This window comes from Agathobaculum massiliense, assembly GCF_900291975.1.
Taxonomy (GTDB): domain Bacteria; phylum Bacillota; class Clostridia; order Oscillospirales; family Butyricicoccaceae; genus Agathobaculum; species Agathobaculum ammoniilyticum.
The window spans coordinates 39179-60148 of record NZ_OMPN01000001.1 but is presented as its reverse complement, the minus strand read 5'-3'; the positions used below and the strand labels follow the sequence as shown (position 1 = coordinate 60148).

Below are 20970 nucleotides of genomic sequence, written 5' to 3'. Positions count from 1 at the left end.
TTTTTGTTCCTCTCAAAAGCAGATGTTCAGCGCTTGACAAACCCCAGCTTCCGGTAAACCTTGTCCAGCGTTTTCCGCGCCAGGTAGGACGCTTTCTGCGCGCCCTCGGTATATACCTGCTGCAGGTAATCCTTGTTGCGCAGCAGATCCTCCGTCTTTTCGCGGATTGGGCGCAGCAGCTCGACGACCACCTCGCCCACCGCCGGCTTGAACTCCCCATAGCCCTTGCCCGCAAATTCCGCTTCCGCCTCGGCAACCGTCTTGCCAGTCGCAAGCGCGTAAATCTGCAGCAGGTTGGAAATGCCGGGCTTGCCCTGCGGGTCCATGACGATGCGGGCGTCCGAATCGGTCACCGCGCGCTTGAACTTGCGCATGATCACATCCGGCTGATCCATCAGCAGAATATACCCGTTTTCATTTTCATCCGACTTGCTCATTTTCTTTTCCGGATCGGACAGGCTCATGATCTTCGCGCCCTCGCCCGCCTTCGGATAGCGTCCCTCCGGAATCGTGAAAGTATCCGGAAAAACCCCGTTAAAGCGGTTTGCAATATCGCGGCAGATCTCGATATGCTGACTCTGGTCCACGCCGACCGGCACAATATTGGTCTGGTACAGCAGGATGTCCGCCGCCATCAAAACCGGATAGGTAAACAGGCCGACATTCACATTATCCGAATGCTTGGCGGACTTATCTTTGAACTGCGTCATGCGGGAAGCCTCTCCAAACATGGTAAAGCAGTTGAGCACCCAAGCCAGCTCAGCGTGCGCCGGCACATGGCTCTGGATAAACAGGACGCTCTTTTCCGGATCAAGGCCACAGGCGATATACTGCGCAAGCACCTCCAACGTCTGGCGCCGCAGCGCTGCCGGATCCTGACGCACCGTGATCGCATGCATGTCAACCACGCAGTAGATGCAGTTATAATCCTCCTGCAGCAGCGGAAAGTTGCGGATCGCGCCCAGGTAATTGCCCAGCGTCAGTTTGCCGGACGGCTGGACACCAGAAAAAATGGTTTGCTTCTGATTTTCGCTCATATAGAAAACTTCCCTTACAAATTAGAATTTACTTTGTGACAGGTTTGTGCTAAAAGGCTATACTCGATTGTAATAATATCATATTTTGCCCACTTTTGCAATGTGTTTTCGCGCATTTGCGGAATATTGACAGCAGCAGGGGCCGCGGGGTATGATAATAGCAGGAAAAAGAGAGGCGGCGATCCAATGGCAAACTATGTATTGGCACTCGATCAGGGGACAACCAGCTCGCGCGCAATTTTATTCGACAACGAACAAAACATCCTTTCCATCCGGCAGCACGAACTGTCACAGCACTATCCCCGCGAGGGCTGGGTCGAGGAGGACCCCATGGAAATCTGGTCAACGCAATACGCCGCTATGCTGGAGGCTCTCGCTGCGGCAGACGTTTCTCCCGCTGATGTTGCCGCGATCGGCATCACCAATCAGCGCGAAACAACGATCCTGTGGGACAAGGCCACCGGCCGTCCTGTCTATAACGCAATTGTATGGCAGTGCCGGCGTACCGCCGATATTGTGGACAGCCTCGTGCGGCAGGGGCTGACCGATCACATACGCAATACAACCGGACTCGTGCTGGACGCTTATTTTTCCGGAACAAAAATCAAGTGGATTCTGGACCATGTCGAAGGCGCGCGGGAAAAAGCCGCGCGCGGCGAGATTCTGTTCGGCACGGTGGATTCCTGGCTGGTATGGAAGCTGACCGGCGGGAAAGCGCATATCACTGACATGACCAACGCCGCCCGCACCATGATCTTTGATATCCATAAGCTGGACTGGGACGACACCCTGCTCCGCGCACTCGACATCCCGCGCGCCATGCTGCCGCGCGTGTGCTCCTCCAGCGAAATTTACGGCTATGTCTCCCTTCCCGGCGGCGACGTGCCGATCGCCGGCATTGCAGGCGACCAGCAGGCTGCGCTGTTTGGCCAGACCTGCTTTGACGCGGGGGATGCGAAAAACACTTACGGGACAGGCTGCTTTCTGCTGATGAATACAGGGGAACAGGTTTGCGAAAGCAAAAACGGCCTGCTAACCACAATCGGCATCCATATTGCGGGAAAAACCCAGTATGCTCTGGAGGGCAGCGTATTTATCGGCGGCGCGGTGATCCAATGGCTGCGCGATGAAATGCGCTTTTTCTCCGAAAGCCGCGATGCGGAATACTACGCCAAGAAGGTGCCGGATACCGGCGGCGTATACCTTGTTCCCGCGTTCACCGGCCTCGGCGCGCCGCATTGGGACATGTACGCGCGTGGCTGCCTGATCGGCCTGACGCGCGGCACCAGCCGTGAGCATATTATCCGCGCCGCGCAGGAATCCATCGCTTATCAGGTTAACGACCTGCTTGACGCAATGGCGCGCGATACCGGCGTCCCTCTCGCCTCCCTTTCTGTTGACGGCGGCGCGAGCAGGGACAGTTTCCTGATGCAGTTCCAGGCGGATATCTCGAACTGTACCATCCGGCGGCCGGTCATCCGTGAAACGACCGCGCTCGGCGCATGCTATCTGGCTGGGCTTGCTACCGGTGTTTGGAAAGACCGGCAGGAACTGAAACGGCTCTGGCGCTGTGACACGCTGTATGCCCCCCATATGGAGACGCAGGAGCGCGTCCGGTTGCTGGACGGCTGGAATAAAGCGGTGAGCCGGAGTCTGGACTGGGCGCCGCACAACTGAATCGAGACAAACGAAAAGGAACGGCCTAATTCGGCCGTTCCTTTTTCTTTCTGAGAATCGCGTATTCACTCACTGGGAATGGGAACGCAAACTGCACTTTCATCTGTGGGACATTGAAAAGCGCCAGCGCTTCCCCCTCTTCATTTACCGCGTTTTCCGCGCGGAACACATGCGGTTCCCTGCCGGGCTGCAGCAGCTCCAGCTCCTCCCCTCGGAAAAAGCGGTTTTTCAGCGCAAACACCGCCTGTCCGTCCGCACCGCAGCAGACTGGCATCCCTACGACCTCGTAATCGCGGATATACTGGCTATCGCCATAATGCTGGCCGTTCTCCCCGCTTCCGAAGTAAAAGCCGGTGTAATATTCCCGATGGCTTACTTTATTGACCTCCTCCGTGCAGAACTCCGGCAGCACGAATGTCTCCGGAGAGGCGCGGTACGCGTCGATCGCCGCGCGGTAAGCCCCGGTCACGCAGGCGGCGTAGTAAGCCGTTTTGTTGCGTCCCTCGATCTTAAATGAATCCACCCCCGCGCGGATCAGCTCTGGAATATGCCCGATCATGCACATATCCTTGGAGTTATACAGATAGGTGCCGCGCGCGTCCTCCTCGACCGGAAAATATTCCCCCGGCCGTTTTTCCTCCATCAGCGCGTAATTCCACCGGCACGGCTGCGCGCACGCGCCGCGGTTGGCGTCCCGCCCTGTCATATATTGCGAAATCAGGCAGCGTCCCGAATAGGATATACACATCGCGCCATGGACAAACGCTTCGATTTCCAGCGTTTTAGGGGTCTTTTCCCGTATTTCCGCGATCTCGTCCAAGGAAAGCTCACGCGCCAGCACAATCCGCTCTGCCCCAAGATCCGCCCAGAAATTCGCCGCCTCATGGTTCAGGATGCTGGTCTGGGTGCTGATATGCAGCGGCACATGAGGCGCGTATTTCCGTGCCAGCCGAAGCACGCCCACGTCCGCCACGATCAGCGCGTCCGCTCCCGCATCCTCCAACAGCTCCAGATAGGATGGAAGGGCGAGCAGGTCGCGGTTGGAGGGCATGATATTAACCGTTACATAGCACTTGACGTGCCTCCCATGCGCATAAGCGATGCCGGAACGAAGCGCTTCTTCGTCAAAATTGGCGGCAGCGGCCCGCATGCCGAATTGCTGTCCGGCGCAATACACGGCGTCCGCTCCATACGCAATGGCAAAGCGCAGCTTTTCCATATCCCCTGCCGGCGCGAGCAGCTCCGGCCGCTTATTCACCGCTTCCCTCCGCGCTGGCGGCCGCAGCCTGCGCCGCGTTGGAGGCGGCGATATTCGCCTCATGCTCCGCATAGCTGTTGGCAAACAGATGGCTGCCATCCGGCATGGCGACATAGTAGAAATAGTTATGCTGCTCGGGATGGCTTGCCGCGTACAGCGAAGCGTAGCCGGGATTGCAGATCGGTCCGGGGGGTAAGCCCTGCTTGGTATACAGGTTATATGGCGTATCGGACTGCAGATCCTCCTCGCTCAGCTTTCCGCTCGTCCGTCCCAAGCCATACAGCACCGAGGCGTCCACCTGCAGGTAGGGGAACGAATCCGGATTGTTCAGACGGTTATAAATAACACCCGCGATCGTCGCGCGCTCCCCGTCCTGCTGCGCCTCGCGTTCGATCAGGGACGCAACCGTTACGATATCGTGCATCGACATGCCAAGGTTCTCGGCCCCTGCCTGGATCTCATCGTCATACTTTTCATCAAAGTTGTTGAGCATCTTGTTGAGACTGGAAACGACCGTGGAGTTCCCCTTGTATATCTCATAGGTGTCGGGGAATAGATACCCCTCCAGCCAGCCCTGCTTCGCCGGCTTTTCCTCCTGTAAAAACTCATGCTTGAACTCGTAATCGTTGAGCGCTTCGTCGATCGCTTCCTCCGTGCAGACGTGCTCATCAAGCAACAGCTGCTTGATCTGCATGGTCGAATAGCCTTCCGGCACGGTTATCTGGATCGTCTCCGTGCTGGTGGAATTTGCCAGCGTGTCGATGATCTGCCCGTAATCCATATTGGGATTGAGCGCGTAGGCGCCGGCCAAAACGCTCTCGTTATCCCCTTTCAGACGGACATACAGCTTGAAAATCGTGCCGTAATTAATCACGCCCTCATCGTCAAGCTGTTTGGCAAGGGAGAGAACGTCCGTATTCTCCGCAACGGTTATTTCTTTTACCGCGTCGTCCTTGACAAACGCAAACACGTCGTTTGCAACAAAAATCGCCACCAGCGACAGGACGATCGAAATGCCCAGCACGGCGATTACATACACAACCGTGCCCGCACACCCGCTGTTCTTGCGCCGCCTGCTCCGGCGGCGCGTTTGCTGTACCGGTTGGGTTTGCTGATTCTCCATGTTTTCCATGTTTTCACCTCATCCATTTCTCAAGGTTTTTTCAGATCCAGTGCAGCACTACTTTGACGAGAAACGCCGCGATAAAAGCTATAACACCGGGATTGCGCACGAGCAGGAACAGGTCGTACAGCCCCGCGCCCTTTTCCAGGTGCGGGATATACCCCTTTGCCAGCAGTCCTTCCGCCCCGCGCAGCGTCAGATACAAAAACAGCAGCAATACGATCGCATTGATCGCCGCGAAATGATTCCAAATGCCAAAGGCGGCATAAGTATCCGTGATCCAAAGGACAAAAACATAATACAGATTATTGACCGCGTGCGCAAGCACGGCCGGCCAAACGCTTCCGAACGCATACGTCAGATACGCATAGGCGATACCCGCCAGCAGCGGGCCGAAAAAATTCATCAGGCTGCCGTGCAGCATCGCAAACGCAAAGCCGCTGAACACCAGGCACGCGCCGGTGCCGACGCTTTGCTCCTGCGCGGCCATCAGCGCGCCGCGCAGATACATCTCCTCCACGGTCGCGCTCAGCGCTACGATCACCAGCAGCTTCCCTGGCAGCGTCATGCCGGTCTGCGGTGTGTCCAGCGCGGTTGCAGTCAGATCCGCTCCGGCAAGGCCGGCGATCTGGTATATCAGCAGGTTCAAAAAAAGCGACAGCACCGCCACCGTTACGCCGAGCTTAACCGTTACGCCGAGCGCCCCTTTGGGGAGCCGCCTGGGCCGCAGGCGCTGGCGGACCGCCTTCTGGTCGCGCAGAGAGACGACCGCCAAAACCATCGGCAGCAGAAAAGCCGCTGCCTCCGACAGCGCGGTCAGCGGCGCGCCGCCGCCGAGCCGTCCTGCCAGCCGCCCCATGCCGGTCAGCAGGCAAAAGCACAGAAACAATGACAGGCCGGGCAGCAGCGCGATCTTATTGTTTTTCATCCGTGTGCAGCACCCGCCTTTCGGTAAAAATCCAGCCGCAGCGCTGATCGAACGCCGTGCGCGGCAACCGTTCCAACAAACGCCCCTCCGCGCACAAGGCAGCCCGAATGGCCGGCGTCCGTATCATAAAGCGGTCGTAATATCCGCCGCCGTAGCCCAGGCGGTACCCCGCACGGTCGCAGGCCAGCGCCGGTGCGACAATCAGGTCGATACGCTCCGGCGGCACCTCCCGCGCAGACGCATCCGGCTCCAGAATGCCGAAGCGTCCCGTCCGCAGGCTGTCCAACGACGCGATATGGTACGCCCGCATCTCCCCCGCGCGGAGGCAGCGCGGCACGCAAACGTTTTTCCCCTCGGCAAGCGCCTGACGCAGGATACCATGCGTATCGATCTCATCCGGCGTGGATACATAACAGAACACGCATTGTGCGCGGGCAAAAACCGTACTGGCCAGCAGCCGCTCGGAGATACTCCGATCGGCCGCGGCTTTTTCCGCCCGCGGCTGCTCCATCCGCTGCTTCAGGAAAAAGCGGCGTAGCTCCGGTTTATTTTCCAAACGCATACAGCGCGGAATCCGCCACACGGCGGGCCTCCGCTTCACCGCAGAGCGCGGAGACGAGCGTACAGGCAAAATCCAACGCGCCGCCCACGCCGCACGCCGTGATGATTTTTCCATCCCGCACACAGGTCTGCCGAACTGCGGTCGCACCTTTCATTCCATCCTCCATGCCGGGGTAGCAGGTCGCCCTGCGCCCCTGCAGCAGCCCCATGCCGCCCAGAATGACCGAGGGCGCGGCACAGATCGCCGCAACGAATTTGCCATCGTCATAGCACTTCCGCACGGCATCCGTCACACGCTTGTCCGCATACAGGTTGGCCGTACCCGGCATTCCGCCCGGCAGTATCACCGCTTCCGCCGCATCCCAATCCGCTTCGTCCATGGAAAGCTCGGTTTCCACGCCGATGCCGTGAGAACCGTGTACGATTTTACCGGTCACGCCCACCAGCTTTACCTCCACACTCGAACGGCGCAGGAGATCGACCGGCGACAGCGCTTCCAGTTCTTCAAAGCCTTCTGCCAGCAACACATATACCATTGTTGTCACACACCTTTCAATTGAGCATTAAATTCATGTAGCCGCAGGAAACCGCCCTGGGCACATGCCATTTGATACAGCCCAGGGCCGTTTCCCGACCGCATGCCGTATAGGTGAACGCATCTTTCCGCAATACCTCCAGCAAGCCCTGCTCCCGCTCCGGCGTCATGCCGAATGCTTCCTGTGCGGTATCCTCCCAGCAGAACGCATAGGCAGCCAGCTTACCAGCCTCCCGCCAGCCGTACACGCCCTTTCCCAAAGCGTCGAACAGCGCTATCTGCCCCGCCCAGCAGGATGGGCTGCGCGCGATACGGCAGGGTGCGGCAAGCCGGTCATACAGCGCCGCGAGCTGTGGGATATCCTGTTCGGAAAGACGCTGCGGAACGCTCCCCCGCGTCTTTTTCACGATCTCGTGGCGCGCTATGCGAAAAAACGGCTCATAGCCAAACGGCCGGTAAAAGCCGAACAGCCACTCCTCCGCAGGGATAAGCGTGGAGGCAGTTCGTCCCGCCGCGCGGTCAAGCGCAAAGGAATGCTCCAGAAGCCGCGCCATATGTCCCTGCCGGCGATAGTCCGGATGGGTGCATGCCCCGTAAATATAGGTCGCTTCGGACACATCGCCCCCGCAGTCCAGACGGTACGGCAGCATTTGCACCATCGCGCACAGCGTGCTTCCCTCAACCGAGAGCAGCGTTTTCCCGATATCGAAAAAATGGGCGAAAAAATACGGATTGAAGCCTCCCTCGTCCGGAAAGCAACGCTCCCAAAGCGCTCGAACCGCGCCGGAATCCTCCGGTCCAGCAAAGCGGATCATTCCGCACGCTCCTTTGGCACGGCCGTGTATTTCACGCCGCGCATCACCGGATAATAGGATTTTTTGGCTTTCCGAAGCCCCTCTATACCGAGGTCTTCCTCTCTGTTGACGTATTCCACATCATCGCAGTTCCGCAAAACGAACTGCTGGTTGATCATTTGGTAAGCGCCCGGAATCGTATGGTCGGCCTTTTCGATCTGTACCACATACATATCCGGCGTTGCCCGGCATCCAAACGTGAAAGCGATCACTTCGCCATCCAGACGCAGCAGCCCGCCTTTGAGCGCAAGCGCGGAGAAGTTGTGCAGCGCCTGCACAATCGCGCAGGTTTCCCCCTGAAAGTCCCGATTCTGCGCACAGCCGTTCTGATTGCACCAACGGATATGGTATCCAAACGCATCCTTGACGTTTTCCGGCGTCATATCCTCATAGCTCCATCTGCCCTCATACGCGGTTTTAAACCGGTTGACCAGATTGCGCTTGGACTGCAGCTTTTTTCCGGACAGGGTGCGCAGCTTTTCTGCAAGGTAAATGTAGTCATCCCCATCCTCATTATCGTGGGAGAAAAAATACTTTTCCGGCCGGACAGCTTCGATCCGTTCGATCATAGGCTCCGCTATGGATACCAGCTGGAACGGGATTCCCCGCTCCGCGGCGTCGGCTTCCAGCGCGTCTAGCGCGCCGCCCAGATCTCCCTCTCCAATCGGCGCCAAGTAACAGTCATGCCCGCCGTCAAGCGGCGTCATCTTGACCAGCAAAAAACCGTCGCGGAAGCAGATCTGCGTGCCATAATGACTACGCCACATAAACAGGTCGACAAAGCAACGCTCGCACAGATGGTAATTGTAATGGGCGCCGCAAGCCTCGACCGCCCGCTTGTCCTTCAGTGTGATTTCGCAAAATGGTAACATAAAAAATATCCTTTTCCTTATTGTCCCGCTGTCTCTCGCAGCTTTTGATAATATGCGCGTACTGCACCCGCCTTCCCGCAGGACATTTTACCCTCGGTGCAGGCGCCGTCCACGCACGCAGGCCCGCAGTGCGCGAACAGCGTCGGCGCGACCGCGTATACCACGCGGTACATTTCCTCTGCAAGCGCGCGGATCTCCCACTGCGCGCGGTTGCAGCAGCGCAGCTTAAAAAAGTTTTTCAGGCTGCGTGCATTGGCAGTCATCACAATGCGGGTAGCACAGGCATTCGGCAGCACATATCGAGCGTCCTCGATCGCGTGCTTTTCCGCCTGGCTGCGCGCCTGCTTCTCCGGAACGCCCTGCGCGAGCAGCTCCTCAACGTAGCCCTCCATCAGCGCGGCGGTCAGCGCCTCGTAGGTGCGCTGGTCATCCTCCATCGCCCGAATAAATTGTTCCCGCGCCGCTGGGATTTTATCGATCTCCGGCGGCACGACATACTCAAACCCGCGTTCCCTCACATACCGCTGGGACTGTACGGAAAACGAGGCCATGCGGTGCCGCGTGATCTGCGCGAGCAGCGAACGCGACACGCCCTCGATCGCAAATGTAAACGACACATGCTCGATCGGGCTTTCATGCCCGATCTCTGAAAGCATATGGACAAAACTTTGGGTTTTTTCCTCTGTCAATCCGTCCAGCACGCTGTCGACATCTGTGAAGGAATAGCAGTTCTTGGCCGCCGCCGCCACCAGCTTTTCCGGTTCGGGCGTGTGCGCCAACAGTTTCACTTTCATTTTTTATTTTCCTTTCCGTCCCAAAAGGCGCTCCCGAAACACGATAAGCAGGAATTTGGGCAGCTTCATCATACGGCCGATCCGGCTGGGCTGCTTGAGCAGGCGGTAAAACCATTCCAGCCCCAGCCGGATAAAAATATCCGGCGCGCGCTTTGCTTCGCCTGCGAAAACATCGAGCGAGCCGCCCAAGCCGCAGTACAGAGTGGCATGGATTTCGTCGATATGCGCGGAAATGAACTTCTCCTGCTTCGGCGCCCCCAGGCATACGAACACAGCGTCCGCGCCGCCACAGGCATTGATGGCCTCGACCGCTTCCTGTTCATCGGAAAAATAGCCGTCGTGCGTTCCTGCAAGGACCAGCCCGGGGTATTTTACGCAGAGGTTTCTGCCCGCCTTTTCTGCCACGCCCGGCTTTGCGCCGAGCAGGTAAAGGCGCATTCCTTCCTTTGCCATGGCAGCGGCAAGGCTTTCGGCAAAATCTATGCCGGCGACCTTGCCGCACAGCTCCTCGCCCAGGATTTTTGCGGCATAGATGATGCCGATGCCATCCGGCAATATCAGGGCGGCATGATTCACCACCCTCATAAAATCGCTGTCCTTTCGGCAAAGATCCACTATTTCCGGATTTGGCGTCACCACATACCCCTTTTGCCGCGCGCGGATCCGGCTCATGGCCAACTCCACCGCCTGCTGCAACGTTACGGCATGAAAATGCACGCCCAGAATTGAAGCGGTTTTCATCTCTTTGTCTCCCATATTTTCACATCATTGCTGCATAATACACATTCCAAATCTATTTTATTATAGCGCAGTTGTTTCAAAATCTCAAGCCTGCAAGGTATAAAACTGGATGATTCGGAAAATTGATGTAAAAAGCCAGGCAAAGCGCCTGACTTTTGGTGTTTTTCAATCTTTTTTGTCTTTCCGGCACGAACAGCCGCCTAGGCCGCAGTGCGAGATCACTTCATTGAGGTAAACGGACATTCCGGTGCAGAGGATTCCCTGCACCATACCATCGAACAGAGCGGCTGCCCAGTTTGCATACTCCCCGTAGCGGGAAACAGCCGACAGACAGGCCAGCATGACGCCGCAGCCGGTAAGGGCAAGTGGAATAAATTGATTGGGGAATTTTCTGATTGCCTTGAAAGCGCGCCCCAAGCAATACAGGACTGCCACCAGAATGGCATAATCCGCCTTGATATATTGCGAAACCTGCTCCAAATTCATTCACCTCCCATCCATTTTATGAAAGGAAGCGAAAAAAAGGAACGCCGGCCCACGGCCGGCGTTCCTCTCTGTCAACAATCAAAGTTGTGCGCGGATGAGCGCCCCCATCTCGCTGGTAGAGAGCGCTTTTTCCCCCGGCGCGGCGATATCCGCTGTGCGATGGCCCGCGTCCAGCACGGCCTCGACCGCGTTCTCAACCGCGTCCGCCTCGGCCATGAGGCCGAAAGAGTAGCGCAGCATCATCGCACAGGACAGGATGGTCGCGATCGGGTTGGCGATGCCTTTGCCGGCGATATCCGGCGCGGAGCCGTGAATCGGCTCGTACATGCCCTTGCCGCTCTCGTTCATCGAGGCGGAGGGCAGCATGCCGATCGAGCCGGTGATCATGGATGCCTCGTCCGACAGGATATCGCCGAACAGGTTGCCGGTCACGATCACGTCGAACTGGCTGGGATTGCGGACAAGCTGCATCGCGCAGTTGTCCACATACATATCCGAATATGCTACCTCGGGGTACTCGTCCTTGATGCGGTGCATGGTTTCGCGCCAGACGCGGCTGGTTTCGAGCACGTTCGCCTTATCGACCGAGCAGACCTTCTTATTCCGCTTCATCGCCATCTCGAACGCGCGGCGGCCGATGCGCTCGACCTCGTAGACCGAGTAGTTCATATCATCCGCGCCGGTCTCGCCCCAGCCCTTGTCGCTCTCGCGGCGGTAATGCCGGCCGAAGTATACGTCGCCGGTCAGCTCGCGGCAGACCAGGATGTCAAAGCCGTCGCCGATGATCTCGGGCTTGATCGGACACGCGTCGGACAGCGCCTTGTGCATCTGCGCCGGACGCAGGTTGACGAACAGGCCGAGCGCCGAACGCAGGCCGAGCAGCGCTTTCTCCGGGCGTTTTTCCGAGGGTACCTCGTCCCACTTAGGGCCGCCGACCGCGCCGAGCAGCACGGAGTCCGCGTTTTTGCATATCTCGATGGTCTCCTCAGTCAGCGGGATGCCGTTCGCGTCGATCGAACAGCCGCCCGCGAGCACCTCCTGATAGTGGAAGGTGTGGCCGAACCGCTCGCCCACCTTGTCGGGCACCTGCATGGCCTCGGTCACGATCTCCGGACCAATACCGTCGCCCTTGACGACTGCGATATTGTATTCCATCGGACTTACTCCCCTCTCTCTTTGAGCGACTTCAAAAGGCCGCCCGCCTGGATGATGCTCTGGATGAACGGCGGGAAAGCCGCCGCCTGATAGGTCTCGCCCTTGGTTTCATTGGTAATCACACCGGTGTCGAAATCGACCGAAACCGTGTCGCCCGCATCGATGCCGTTCGCCGCCGCCTCACACTCGAGGATGGGAAGGCCGATGTTGATGGCGTTGCGGTAGAAAATGCGCGCGAACGAGGCCGCGATCACGCAGGACACGCCGTTTTCCTTGAGGACAAGAGGCGCATGCTCACGCGAAGAGCCGCAGCCGAAGTTGCGCGTTGCCACGACGATATCACCCGGCTGCATCTTTTTGACGAAATCCGCGTCGATATCCTCCATCGCGTGAGTTGCCAGCTCCTTGGCGTCCGCGATGTTCAGGTAGCGCGCGGGGATGATGACGTCGGTATCGACGTTATCCCCATATTTGAAAACTCTGCCTTTTGCATTCATGGTATTGTTTCCTCCCTTACTTCAGTTCGTCGGGCGCGCAAATATAGCCTGCGACCGCACTCGCCGCCGCAACGGCCGGACTTGCCAGATAGATCTCCGAAGTGATATGTCCCATGCGGCCGACGAAATTGCGGTTGGTGGTCGAAACCGACCGTTCGCCGTGCGCCAGGATGCCCATATGGCCGCCCAAGCATGGGCCGCAGGTCGGGGTGGAAACGATTGCGCCCGCCTGGATGAAGATTTTGGTCAGCCCCTCCTCGATGCACTGGAGATAAACCTCCTGTGTGGCAGGGATGACGATGGTACGCACGCTCGGATGCACCTTGCGGCCCTTGAGAATGGCTGCTGCGGCGCGCATATCGTCGATGCGGCCGTTGGTACACGAGCCGATGACCGACTGCTGCACCTCGATATGACCCAGTTCGTTGATGGTCTTGGTGTTCTCGGGCAGGTGCGGACACGCGACCGTGGGCTTGAGGGCAGACAGGTCGATCTCGATCTCCCTCTCATATACCGCGTCCGGATCAGCCTCGAACACCGTGACCTCACGGTCCACGCGCCCCTGGATGTACGCCATGGTCTTTTCATCCACGGGGAAGATTCCGTTCTTCGCACCCGCCTCGATCGCCATATTGCAGATGGTGAAGCGGTCGTCCATGGATAAGGAGGCCACGCCCTCGCCCACGAACTCCATGGACTGATACAGCGCGCCATCCACGCCGATCTGGCCGATGATGTGCAGGATCACGTCCTTGCCGGACACCCACGGGCTAAGCTTGCCCTTGAGTACAAACCGGATCGCGCCCGGCACCTTGAACCAAGCCTTGCCCGTCGCCATGCCGGCGGCAAGGTCGGTCGAACCCACGCCGGTCGAGAACGCGCCCAGCGCGCCATAAGTGCAGGTGTGGCTGTCCGCGCCGATAATCAGCTCGCCCGGGGCGGTGAGCCCTTTTTCCGGCAACAGCGCATGCTCAATGCCCATCGCGCCCACGTCATAGAAGTTGACAATCTGATGTTTTTTGGCAAACTCTCGGCATTCCAGGCATTGCTCCGCGGACTTGATATCCTTATTCGGCACGAAGTGGTCCATCACCAGCGCGATCCTGGTGCGGTCAAACACCTTGTCAAAGCCGGCTTTCTCCATTTCACGGATCGCGACCGGACCGGTGATATCGTTGGCAAGCGTCAGGTCAACGTTCGCCTCGATCAACTGCCCGGCTCCCACGCTTTCCAGCCCCGCATGCTTTGCGAGTATTTTCTGTGTCATCGTCATGCCCATAACAGTGCTTCCCCCCTGTTTTAATCGATAAAGTACTTATTGATGCCATTGATGTAGGCCTTGATAGATGCCTCGATCACGTCGGTCGAAACGCCGCGGCCGGTAACGATCTCTCCCCCGTCAACGCTGATCTTGGCGATCGCTTCCGCCTGCGCGTCCTCACCATCGGTCATGGAGCGCAGCGAGTAATCCTCCAGCTCCACATCCTTGTCAACGATCTTATTGATTGCGCGGAACGCCGCGTTGATCGGGCCGTCCGACACGGCCGCGCGTTCGAAGGTTTCGTCGCCCTTCTTGACGCGGATGACCGCGGTCGAAGTGATGGTGTTGCCCGAGTTGATGACAAAGCGGTCCAGCGTGTAACGCTCCTCACCGGAAACCGGCACCGCGCCGACCAGCGCTTCCAGGTCGCGGTCCTTGATGACCTTTTTCTTGTCCGCCAGAGCTTTGAACTTTTCAAACGTCTTGTTGAGCTTTTCCTGATCCAGCGTATAGCCCAGCTCACGCAGCCGCTCCTCGAACGCATGGCGGCCGGAATGCTTGCCCAGCACGATTGCGTTCTTCGGGATGCCGACCGACTCCGGCGTCATAATTTCGTAAGTCTCCTTGTTTTCCATCACACCGTGCTGATGGATACCTGCCTCGTGCGCAAACGCGTTCGCACCGACGATCGGCTTGGTCGGCGCCACGGAAACGCCCGTGATGGTCTGGATCATGCGACTGGCGCGGTAGATCTGCGTCGTATCAATGCTGCAGGCGATGCCGAAAATATCCGCGCGCGTTTTGAGCGCCATAACGCATTCCTCCATGGAAGCGTTGCCCGCGCGCTCTCCAATGCCGTTGATTGTGCATTCGATCTGGTCGATGCCCGCTTCCACGCCGGCCAGCGAATTTGCGACCGCCATACCCAGATCGTTGTGCATGTGGCAGGAGAGTACAATATTTTCAATGCCCGGCGTATGCTCGCGCAGGTAGCGGATCCGCGCCGCATACTCCTCTGGAATCATATATCCGACCGTATCCGGAATATTAATCGTGGTCGCTCCTGCCTTGATTGCGGTTTCAAACACGCGGCACAGGAAATCCAGATCCGAGCGGCAGGCGTCCTCTGCGGAGAACTCGATATCGTCGCAGTATTTTTTCGCATAGGCAACATTGTGCGCAACCGATTCCACCACTTCGTCCGGCGTCATTTTAAGCTTATACTGCATATGCACCGGAGAGGTGGCCAAAAACGTATGGATGCGGGCGTTCTCTGCGCGGCGGATGGAATTCCACGCCGCATCGATGTCCTTTTCGTTGCAGCGTGCCAGCGAACAGATCGTTGAGCCGCGAACGATATCTGCGATCGCCGCGATCGCGGCCGCGTCGCCCGGGGAGGCGGCGGCAAAGCCGGCCTCTATGATATCGACCTTGAGCATTTCGAGCTGCTTGGCTACCTCGATCTTTTCGTTCAGGTTCATGCTACAGCCGGGGGACTGCTCACCGTCGCGCAGTGTTGTGTCAAATATTCGAATTGTTCTGCCCATTTTCTTGTCCTCACTTTCTTGTTTCAGGGTGTACAGGGACAAAAAAAACTTCGTCCCTTAATCCAAAATTAAGAGACGAAGCGAAAGCTCCGCGGTACCACTCTTGTTGCCGCATTCCTGCGACCACTCAGCGCGCATCTAACAATACGCCGCCCCTGTAACGGAGGGCCTCCGTTCCAGCCTACCGGCCAAAGGCTTTCAGCGGACAGCTCCCGGGCGAGTTTCACCGTTTTCTGACGCTGCCTTACACCGGCCGGCAGCTCTCTGCGGACAGGGACGCGGTTACTTTACCCGTTCATCACTTTTTTCATTATGTGACTATATTACTCTCTGCCCTGCGGCTTTGTCAAGTGCTTTTTCAGATTTTTCTTTGTGCCATTCGCTACATTTTGATAAATCTTGCTAAGCAGCGCTTTATCTGGTATAGTTACTGGTATAGCAAATACGATTTTCAAAAAACCTGCATCTGGCGAAGGGAGCACCCACGTGTTCGCCCCTCCGCCGCAAATTCCACTGAGAGGAGTTCCGCTGTGGAAGTTTTCTGGGATATTGTCCATACGTTTGATTATGAAATCCTGCTGCAGCTTTTCCAGCATTGGCGCGGCGGTGTGTCCGACGCAGTCTGGACCGTATTCTCCACCCTGGGCAACGGCGGCGCACTGTGGATTGCGCTGGCGGTCATCCTGCTCTTTTTTAGGAAGACCCGACGCGCGGGGGCCGCGATGCTCGCGGCCCTGTTGATCGGCCTGCTGGTGGGCAATGTTTTTCTGAAGGAATGGGTCATGCGGCCGCGTCCCTTTGTCACGCATCCGGAACTGACCGCGCTGCTCGACCCGGGCGATCAGTGGTCGTTCCCCTCCGGCCACACGCTGTCCTCGTTTGCCGCCGCAACAGCGCTCTGCTTTTTTCACCGAAAAGCCGGCGCTGCCGCTTATGTGGTCGCTGCGCTGATCGGTTTTTCCCGTCTTTACGCCTGTGTACACTATCCGACCGATGTACTCGCCGGCCTGTTGATCGGTATCCTTTGCGGCCTGCTTGCCGTGTGGCTTGTCGACCGTCTTTTTGACCGTATCCATGCCGCTCGTCTGAGAAAGGGTGTCCAATGAATCAGTATAAGCGCCTTTTAAGCAACACGTTTATTTTTGCGGTCGGCACATTCAGTTCCAAAATCCTTGTGATTCTGATGCTCCGTTTTTACACGGGTATCCTCACGCAGGACGAAATGGGCGTGGCGGACCTGATCGTCAAAACCACAAGCATCCTTTATCCGGTCGTGTCCCTGTCCATCGGGCAGGCGGTCATCCGCTATGGGCTGGAACGCAGGCAGAGCAAGCCCGAGGTGTTTACCATCGGGCTGCTTACCTTACTCTGCGGCTTCCTGATCTCCCTGCCGTTCCACCCCGCGCTCAGCCTGATTCATTATAAAACCTCTTTCGGCACAAGCGGTTCCCTGTTGGATTACCAATGGCTGATTTACCTGTATGTGCTGACCTCCTGCACGCAGAATGTATGCAGCCAGTTCATCCGCGCGCTCGGCTTTGTCCGCCTCTATGCGGTCGACGGCATCTTCCGCACGCTGATGACCATTCTGCTCAACATCCTCTACCTGAAGGTATTTGAGTGGAACATATTCGGCTATGTATTTTCCATTATCTGCGCGGACGCTCTCTCCACGGTCTGCCTGTTCCTGATTGCCGGACTGTGGAAATATATCAAGCCGCTGCAGATCAATTTCCACCTCTGGCGGGGCATGCTCGCCTATTCCCTGCCCCTTGTACCCGATGCGATTTTTGTTTATATTGTCGGCTTTTTCGGGCAGACCTTTCTGGCCAGCATGCAGAGCACCGCGGTCAGCGGCATCTACTCGGTCGCCTACCGCGTCCCCACGCTGATCGCGCTGGTAGCGTCCATATTTGTCGACGCTTGGCAGCTCTCCATGGTCAATGACAATTCCCGTCAGGAGCAGATCCGCTTCTTTTCCAACGTTGGAAACACCTACAGTTCAATCGTTTTCATTATCGCTTCGGGCGGCATCATGTGCGCCAAGCTGGCTATGATGATCCTCGCTGTTCCCAGCTACTTTATAGGCTGGATGTTTATTCCCCTGCTGGCGGTCGGCGCGGGGTTCAACTGTCTTTCCAGCTTCCAGAAAAGCGTCTATCTTTTGGAAAAACGCACGGTCCCCTCTTTCCTTTCCACCGCGTTTTCCGCGGTCGTTAATATTCTGCTCAACGTGCTGCTGATCCCGCGGTACGGCGGCATGGGCGCCGCCACCGCGTCCATGGTCAGCTATATCGGCCTGTTCCTCTATCGTGCGATTGACAGCCGCCGGTTCATGCCGATCCACTGGAATGTCAGGCGTCTGGGAGGCACCGTACTCCTGCTCGCCGTCCAGACCGCGCTCATGCTCACGGAGCCGCCGCTCTGGATCGTCTGGCAGCTGCTTCTGTTCGGTTTCGTATTCCTGCTCAACTGCAAGGAGCTGCTTCTCGGCGTAAAAAAGCTTTTGCACCGCGCGTAAGCAAATAAAAGCCGCAGGCCTAAGCCTGCGGCTTTTCAAATGGAAAAATCCAGCGACTGTCCCCTGTGGATCAAATCCTCGAGCGTCACGGAATCGACATACTGATTGATCGTATCAAATAAGCCGCGCCAAAAATCCAATGTGATACAGTCGCCCGCGCGCGAACATTCGACCGGCTCGCTCTCCAAACACGCGACCGGAGCGAGCGACCCCTCCGTGATACGCAGGATATCGCCGACCGTATATTCCGCCGGCGGTCGGGAAAGCTGGTACCCACCCTGCGCACCGCGGATCGACCGGACAAAGCCCGCCCGCGAAAGCTGCACAACAATCTGCTCCAGATATTTTGCCGATATCTCCTGGCGCCTGGAAATATCCCGTAGCGGGATAAAGCCCCCTGCGTCATGCTGCGCAAGGTCGATCATCAGGCGCAGCGCATACCTGCCTTTTGTAGAAATCTTCATATGGCATTCCCCTCTTTCCACTATTATGCCACAGAATTACTATGAATTCAAGCAGTAAAGCGCAGAGCTACCCGTTCACCGGTTTTTCATCTCCCGCAAAACGCTTTGAATATGTTCGCTTGCCTGCTGCACTTCCCATTTCAGCTCGGTCGCAGACATGCGTTCCGCCCCATGCCCCAGAATAATCATCTGCTCCATACCGTCCGAGGTCGCGACCCGAACCCGATGCTTGCGGGACAAGTCATAGGATGCCTGCTCAATATACATATCCGCAGTCTCCGCCTCCTTGGTGTAAACGACATCCAGGCCATGTAGCTTCTCGACCGAGCCGACGCCGCCCTTAACCTTATACGCGTCAAACACCACGATCAAATGGCACTTGCGCACGCTTTGATAATCGCTGAGCAGGTTGAGCAGCGCTTCCCGCGCGGCGTTGATGTCCCCCGCCGCGATGTCGTGCAGCTCGTCCCAGGAGAATATGATGTTGTAGCCGTCCACCAGCAGGTAATCCTCCGCGCGGATGCGGGTCACATACAGCTGCTCGAGCGTAGCGCTTTTCCTGCGGCTTTGCTGGAACGCCTCGAACCCCCGGTCCTTGATCGGGCCATAGGTGCGTTCAAACAACGCGCGAAGCTCCGCGTCCTCCTCCAGGCCCGAACCTGCTCGGGAGCGTGTCTGCCGTGCCGGCGGCGTATCCGTCTGTTCTTTTCCGCCGCCCAGCCGGAGGCCGCTGTCCAGATGCGCCTGCGCGGGTACTTCGTCCCATTTGACGACATGCCCCGCGCCATGCGAGCAAAAAACCGAATCCGGTGTGTTTTCCACGTCATGCGCGGCGTCGTATGCCGCCGCCGCGATCACTTCCGCCGCATTATGGCACGGCTCGTAGCCGGACAGCTCGCAGGAAAGCCGCCCCTCACCGCGCGTATACGCCGCAACCTCAGTCCAGTAATCGCGCAGGGTGGACACTGGCGCCTTTCCGGTCAGTACCGCGCGGCCGTCTTTGCTTTCCGGTATCTCAAACGAACCATCCAACCGCTGAATATCGCTCATCGCCCGCCCGACACAGCTTTCCGGCACCTCAAGTCGAAAAGCATAATACGGCTCCAAAAGAATGCTGTCCGCCTGCATCAAGCCCTGCCGCACCGCGCGGTAGGTCGCTTCCCTAAAATCTCCGCCCTCGGTATGCTTAACGTGCGCCCGACCGGTGAGCAGTGTGATCTTCATATCCGTGACCGGCGCGCCGGTCAACACACCGATATGCGTCTTCTCTCCCAGATGGGTCAGGATGAGCCGCTGCCAGTTCAGGTCCAACACATCGGTCGGGCAGGCGGAAGCAAACACAAGGCCGCTGCCCCGCTCGCCCGGCTCGAGCAGCAAATGCACCTCCGCATAGTGGCGCAGCGGCTCAAAATGACCGATACCAACAGCCGGCGAAGCGATCGTCTCTTTATAAACAATCCTGCCCGTGTCAAACTGCACGGCCGCCCCAAAGCGTTCCTCAATCAGCCGTGCCAGTATTTCCAGTTGAACCTCGCCCATAAGCTGCAGGTGGATCTCCGCAGACGCTTCATTCCACGATACCCGAAGCTGCGGGTCTTCCTCCTCCAGCAGCCGCATGTTTTGCAGCATCGCATGCGGGTCGCAGCCATCCGGCAGCCGCATCCGATAGGTCAGCACTGGTTCCAGCGCCGGTGATAGCGCGCCCGCCACGCTCCCCAGCCCCATGCCCGGCATGGTATGCGTCAGCCCTGTCGCCGCGCAAACCATACCGCATTCCGCTGTTTCCACCGTCCGGTACTTCATGCCGGAATAGATCCGAAGCTGGTTGACTTTTTCCTGCCAGCCGCCGTCCTCGCTGCCGCTGACCACCTCGCGCACACGCAGCGTACCGCCGGTCAGCTTGAGATAGGTCAGCCGGTTTCCCTGCTCATCCCGCGCGACTTTGAACACCCTCGCTCCAAAAGCCGCGCCATCCGCCGGCATGTCCGTATAGCGGTCCAATCCGTCCAGCAGGTCCTCCACACCCTGTAGATGCAGTGCGGAGCCGAAATAGCATGGGAAAACCGTTCTTGTCCGAATCAGTGCGGCAATATCCTTATCCCGCACGGCCTGTCCGTCCAGATACCGCTCCAGCAGCGTTTCATCGCATACCGCCAAGTTTTCTTCAAACGCCTGCCGCGCGGCGTTTCCGTTGAAATCAACGCAGCCCTCCCCCAGCTGCTTTTTCAGTTCGGCGAGCAGTCCCGCCCGCTCCGTACTAGCGAGGTCCATCTTGTTGACAAAAACCACTACAGGGATCTGATGCCGCGCAAGCAGTCGCCAAAGCGTATGGGTGTGCGCCTGTACGCCGTCCGTACCGCTGATCACCAGAACCGCATAGTCGAGCACCTGAAGCGTGCGCTCCATCTCCGCAGAGAAATCCACATGTCCCGGCGTATCCAGCAGGGTGACAGAGGTTCCCGCCAGATCAAAAACCGCCTGCTTGGAAAAAATCGTGATACCGCGCTCCCGTTCCAGCGCGGCCGTATCGAGAAAAGCATCCCTGTGGTCCACTCTGCCAAGCCTGCGCAGCACACCCGCCCGGTACAACATCGCTTCGGCCAGCGTGGTTTTACCGGCATCCACATGTGCCAGAATTCCGACGACAATTCGTTTCATA

Annotated in this window: 20 protein-coding genes and 1 other annotated feature; of the genes, 3 read left to right on the top strand and 17 right to left on the bottom strand. The window is 57.9% G+C overall.

What is annotated here, in order from left to right; genetic code table 11:
- Nucleotides 1-26 precede the first annotated feature (26 nt).
- Nucleotides 27-1037, bottom strand: coding sequence for a tryptophan--tRNA ligase (trpS, locus tag DBQ51_RS00295; protein ID WP_107630415.1), 1011 nt, complete (start codon nucleotides 1035-1037; stop codon nucleotides 27-29).
- Nucleotides 1038-1223: 186 nt separating this feature from the next.
- Here trpS and glpK point away from each other — a divergent pair, with 186 nt between their 5' ends.
- On the top strand, nucleotides 1224-2714 hold the full coding sequence (gene glpK, locus DBQ51_RS00290; RefSeq protein ID WP_107630414.1) for a glycerol kinase GlpK: 1491 nt from the start codon (nucleotides 1224-1226) through the stop codon (nucleotides 2712-2714).
- Between the two features lie 25 nt (nucleotides 2715-2739).
- On the opposite strand, the gene DBQ51_RS00285 is transcribed toward glpK, so the two are convergent.
- From DBQ51_RS00285 to DBQ51_RS00220, 14 genes are all read right to left on the bottom strand, one after another.
- The gene (locus DBQ51_RS00285) at nucleotides 2740-3972 is read right to left on the bottom strand and encodes a peptidase U32 family protein (RefSeq protein ID WP_242977783.1); all 1233 of its coding nucleotides are present in this window, start codon (nucleotides 3970-3972) and stop codon (nucleotides 2740-2742) included.
- Nucleotides 3965-5104, bottom strand: coding sequence for an endolytic transglycosylase MltG (gene mltG / locus DBQ51_RS00280; protein WP_054325850.1), 1140 nt, complete (start codon nucleotides 5102-5104; stop codon nucleotides 3965-3967). Before mltG ends, DBQ51_RS00285 begins: the two co-directional genes overlap by 8 nt.
- Nucleotides 5105-5135: 31 nt before the next feature.
- The gene (locus DBQ51_RS00275; RefSeq protein ID WP_107630413.1) at nucleotides 5136-6023 is read right to left on the bottom strand and encodes a CPBP family intramembrane glutamic endopeptidase; all 888 of its coding nucleotides are present in this window, start codon (nucleotides 6021-6023) and stop codon (nucleotides 5136-5138) included.
- Nucleotides 6010-6585 carry a 5-formyltetrahydrofolate cyclo-ligase gene (locus DBQ51_RS00270; protein WP_054325848.1) on the bottom strand — a complete coding sequence of 192 codons (576 nt, stop codon included), beginning with the start codon at nucleotides 6583-6585 and terminating at the stop codon, nucleotides 6010-6012. Before DBQ51_RS00270 ends, DBQ51_RS00275 begins: the two co-directional genes overlap by 14 nt.
- Nucleotides 6569-7120, bottom strand: a complete 552-nt coding sequence (locus DBQ51_RS00265) for a DJ-1 family glyoxalase III (protein ID WP_054325847.1) — start codon at nucleotides 7118-7120, stop codon at nucleotides 6569-6571. The genes DBQ51_RS00270 and DBQ51_RS00265 overlap by 17 nt, the downstream gene beginning before the upstream one ends.
- Nucleotides 7121-7136: 16 nt before the next feature.
- The gene (locus tag DBQ51_RS00260) at nucleotides 7137-7934 is read right to left on the bottom strand and encodes a GNAT family N-acetyltransferase (RefSeq protein ID WP_107630412.1); all 798 of its coding nucleotides are present in this window, start codon (nucleotides 7932-7934) and stop codon (nucleotides 7137-7139) included.
- Nucleotides 7931-8845, bottom strand: coding sequence for a DUF2156 domain-containing protein (locus tag DBQ51_RS00255; RefSeq protein ID WP_107630411.1), 915 nt, complete (start codon nucleotides 8843-8845; stop codon nucleotides 7931-7933). Before DBQ51_RS00255 ends, DBQ51_RS00260 begins: the two co-directional genes overlap by 4 nt.
- Nucleotides 8846-8862: 17 nt before the next feature.
- Nucleotides 8863-9639: an FAD-dependent thymidylate synthase gene (gene thyX / locus DBQ51_RS00250; RefSeq protein ID WP_107630410.1), complete on the bottom strand. Its 777-nt coding sequence runs from the start codon at nucleotides 9637-9639 to the stop codon at nucleotides 8863-8865.
- A 3-nt stretch (nucleotides 9640-9642) separates the two neighbouring features.
- The gene (locus DBQ51_RS00245) at nucleotides 9643-10380 is read right to left on the bottom strand and encodes a WecB/TagA/CpsF family glycosyltransferase (protein WP_107630409.1); all 738 of its coding nucleotides are present in this window, start codon (nucleotides 10378-10380) and stop codon (nucleotides 9643-9645) included.
- Between the two features lie 165 nt (nucleotides 10381-10545).
- The gene (locus DBQ51_RS00240; protein WP_159068004.1) at nucleotides 10546-10860 is read right to left on the bottom strand and encodes a phage holin family protein; all 315 of its coding nucleotides are present in this window, start codon (nucleotides 10858-10860) and stop codon (nucleotides 10546-10548) included.
- A gap of 84 nt (nucleotides 10861-10944) precedes the next feature.
- The gene (gene leuB / locus DBQ51_RS00235; protein WP_107630407.1) at nucleotides 10945-12021 is read right to left on the bottom strand and encodes a 3-isopropylmalate dehydrogenase; all 1077 of its coding nucleotides are present in this window, start codon (nucleotides 12019-12021) and stop codon (nucleotides 10945-10947) included.
- 5 nt (nucleotides 12022-12026) lie between these two features.
- The gene (leuD, locus tag DBQ51_RS00230) at nucleotides 12027-12518 is read right to left on the bottom strand and encodes a 3-isopropylmalate dehydratase small subunit (protein WP_054325843.1); all 492 of its coding nucleotides are present in this window, start codon (nucleotides 12516-12518) and stop codon (nucleotides 12027-12029) included.
- 16 nt (nucleotides 12519-12534) lie between these two features.
- The gene (gene leuC, locus DBQ51_RS00225) at nucleotides 12535-13797 is read right to left on the bottom strand and encodes a 3-isopropylmalate dehydratase large subunit (protein WP_107630406.1); all 1263 of its coding nucleotides are present in this window, start codon (nucleotides 13795-13797) and stop codon (nucleotides 12535-12537) included.
- 20 nt (nucleotides 13798-13817) lie between these two features.
- Nucleotides 13818-15353 (bottom strand): 2-isopropylmalate synthase, encoded by a 1536-nt coding sequence (locus DBQ51_RS00220; protein WP_390126344.1) that lies wholly within the window; start codon nucleotides 15351-15353, stop codon nucleotides 13818-13820.
- A 41-nt stretch (nucleotides 15354-15394) separates the two neighbouring features.
- Nucleotides 15395-15634, bottom strand: a binding site (T-box leader).
- Nucleotides 15635-15856: 222 nt separating this feature from the next.
- Between DBQ51_RS00220 and DBQ51_RS00215 the strand changes: the two genes are divergently transcribed.
- Both DBQ51_RS00215 and DBQ51_RS00210 read left to right on the top strand, forming a co-directional pair.
- A complete protein-coding gene (locus tag DBQ51_RS00215) occupies nucleotides 15857-16432 on the top strand; it encodes a phosphatase PAP2 family protein (protein WP_159068003.1) in 576 nt (191 codons plus the stop codon).
- The gene (locus DBQ51_RS00210) at nucleotides 16429-17847 is read left to right on the top strand and encodes a lipopolysaccharide biosynthesis protein (RefSeq protein WP_107630404.1); all 1419 of its coding nucleotides are present in this window, start codon (nucleotides 16429-16431) and stop codon (nucleotides 17845-17847) included. The genes DBQ51_RS00215 and DBQ51_RS00210 overlap by 4 nt, the downstream gene beginning before the upstream one ends.
- Nucleotides 17848-17882: 35 nt before the next feature.
- Here the strand turns inward: DBQ51_RS00210 and DBQ51_RS00205 are convergent, their stop codons facing one another.
- Both DBQ51_RS00205 and DBQ51_RS00200 read right to left on the bottom strand, forming a co-directional pair.
- The gene (locus DBQ51_RS00205) at nucleotides 17883-18311 is read right to left on the bottom strand and encodes an RrF2 family transcriptional regulator (RefSeq protein WP_107630403.1); all 429 of its coding nucleotides are present in this window, start codon (nucleotides 18309-18311) and stop codon (nucleotides 17883-17885) included.
- Nucleotides 18312-18386: 75 nt separating this feature from the next.
- Nucleotides 18387-20969 (bottom strand): translation factor GTPase family protein, encoded by a 2583-nt coding sequence (locus tag DBQ51_RS00200; protein ID WP_107630402.1) that lies wholly within the window; start codon nucleotides 20967-20969, stop codon nucleotides 18387-18389.
- Nucleotide 20970 lies beyond the last annotated feature (1 nt).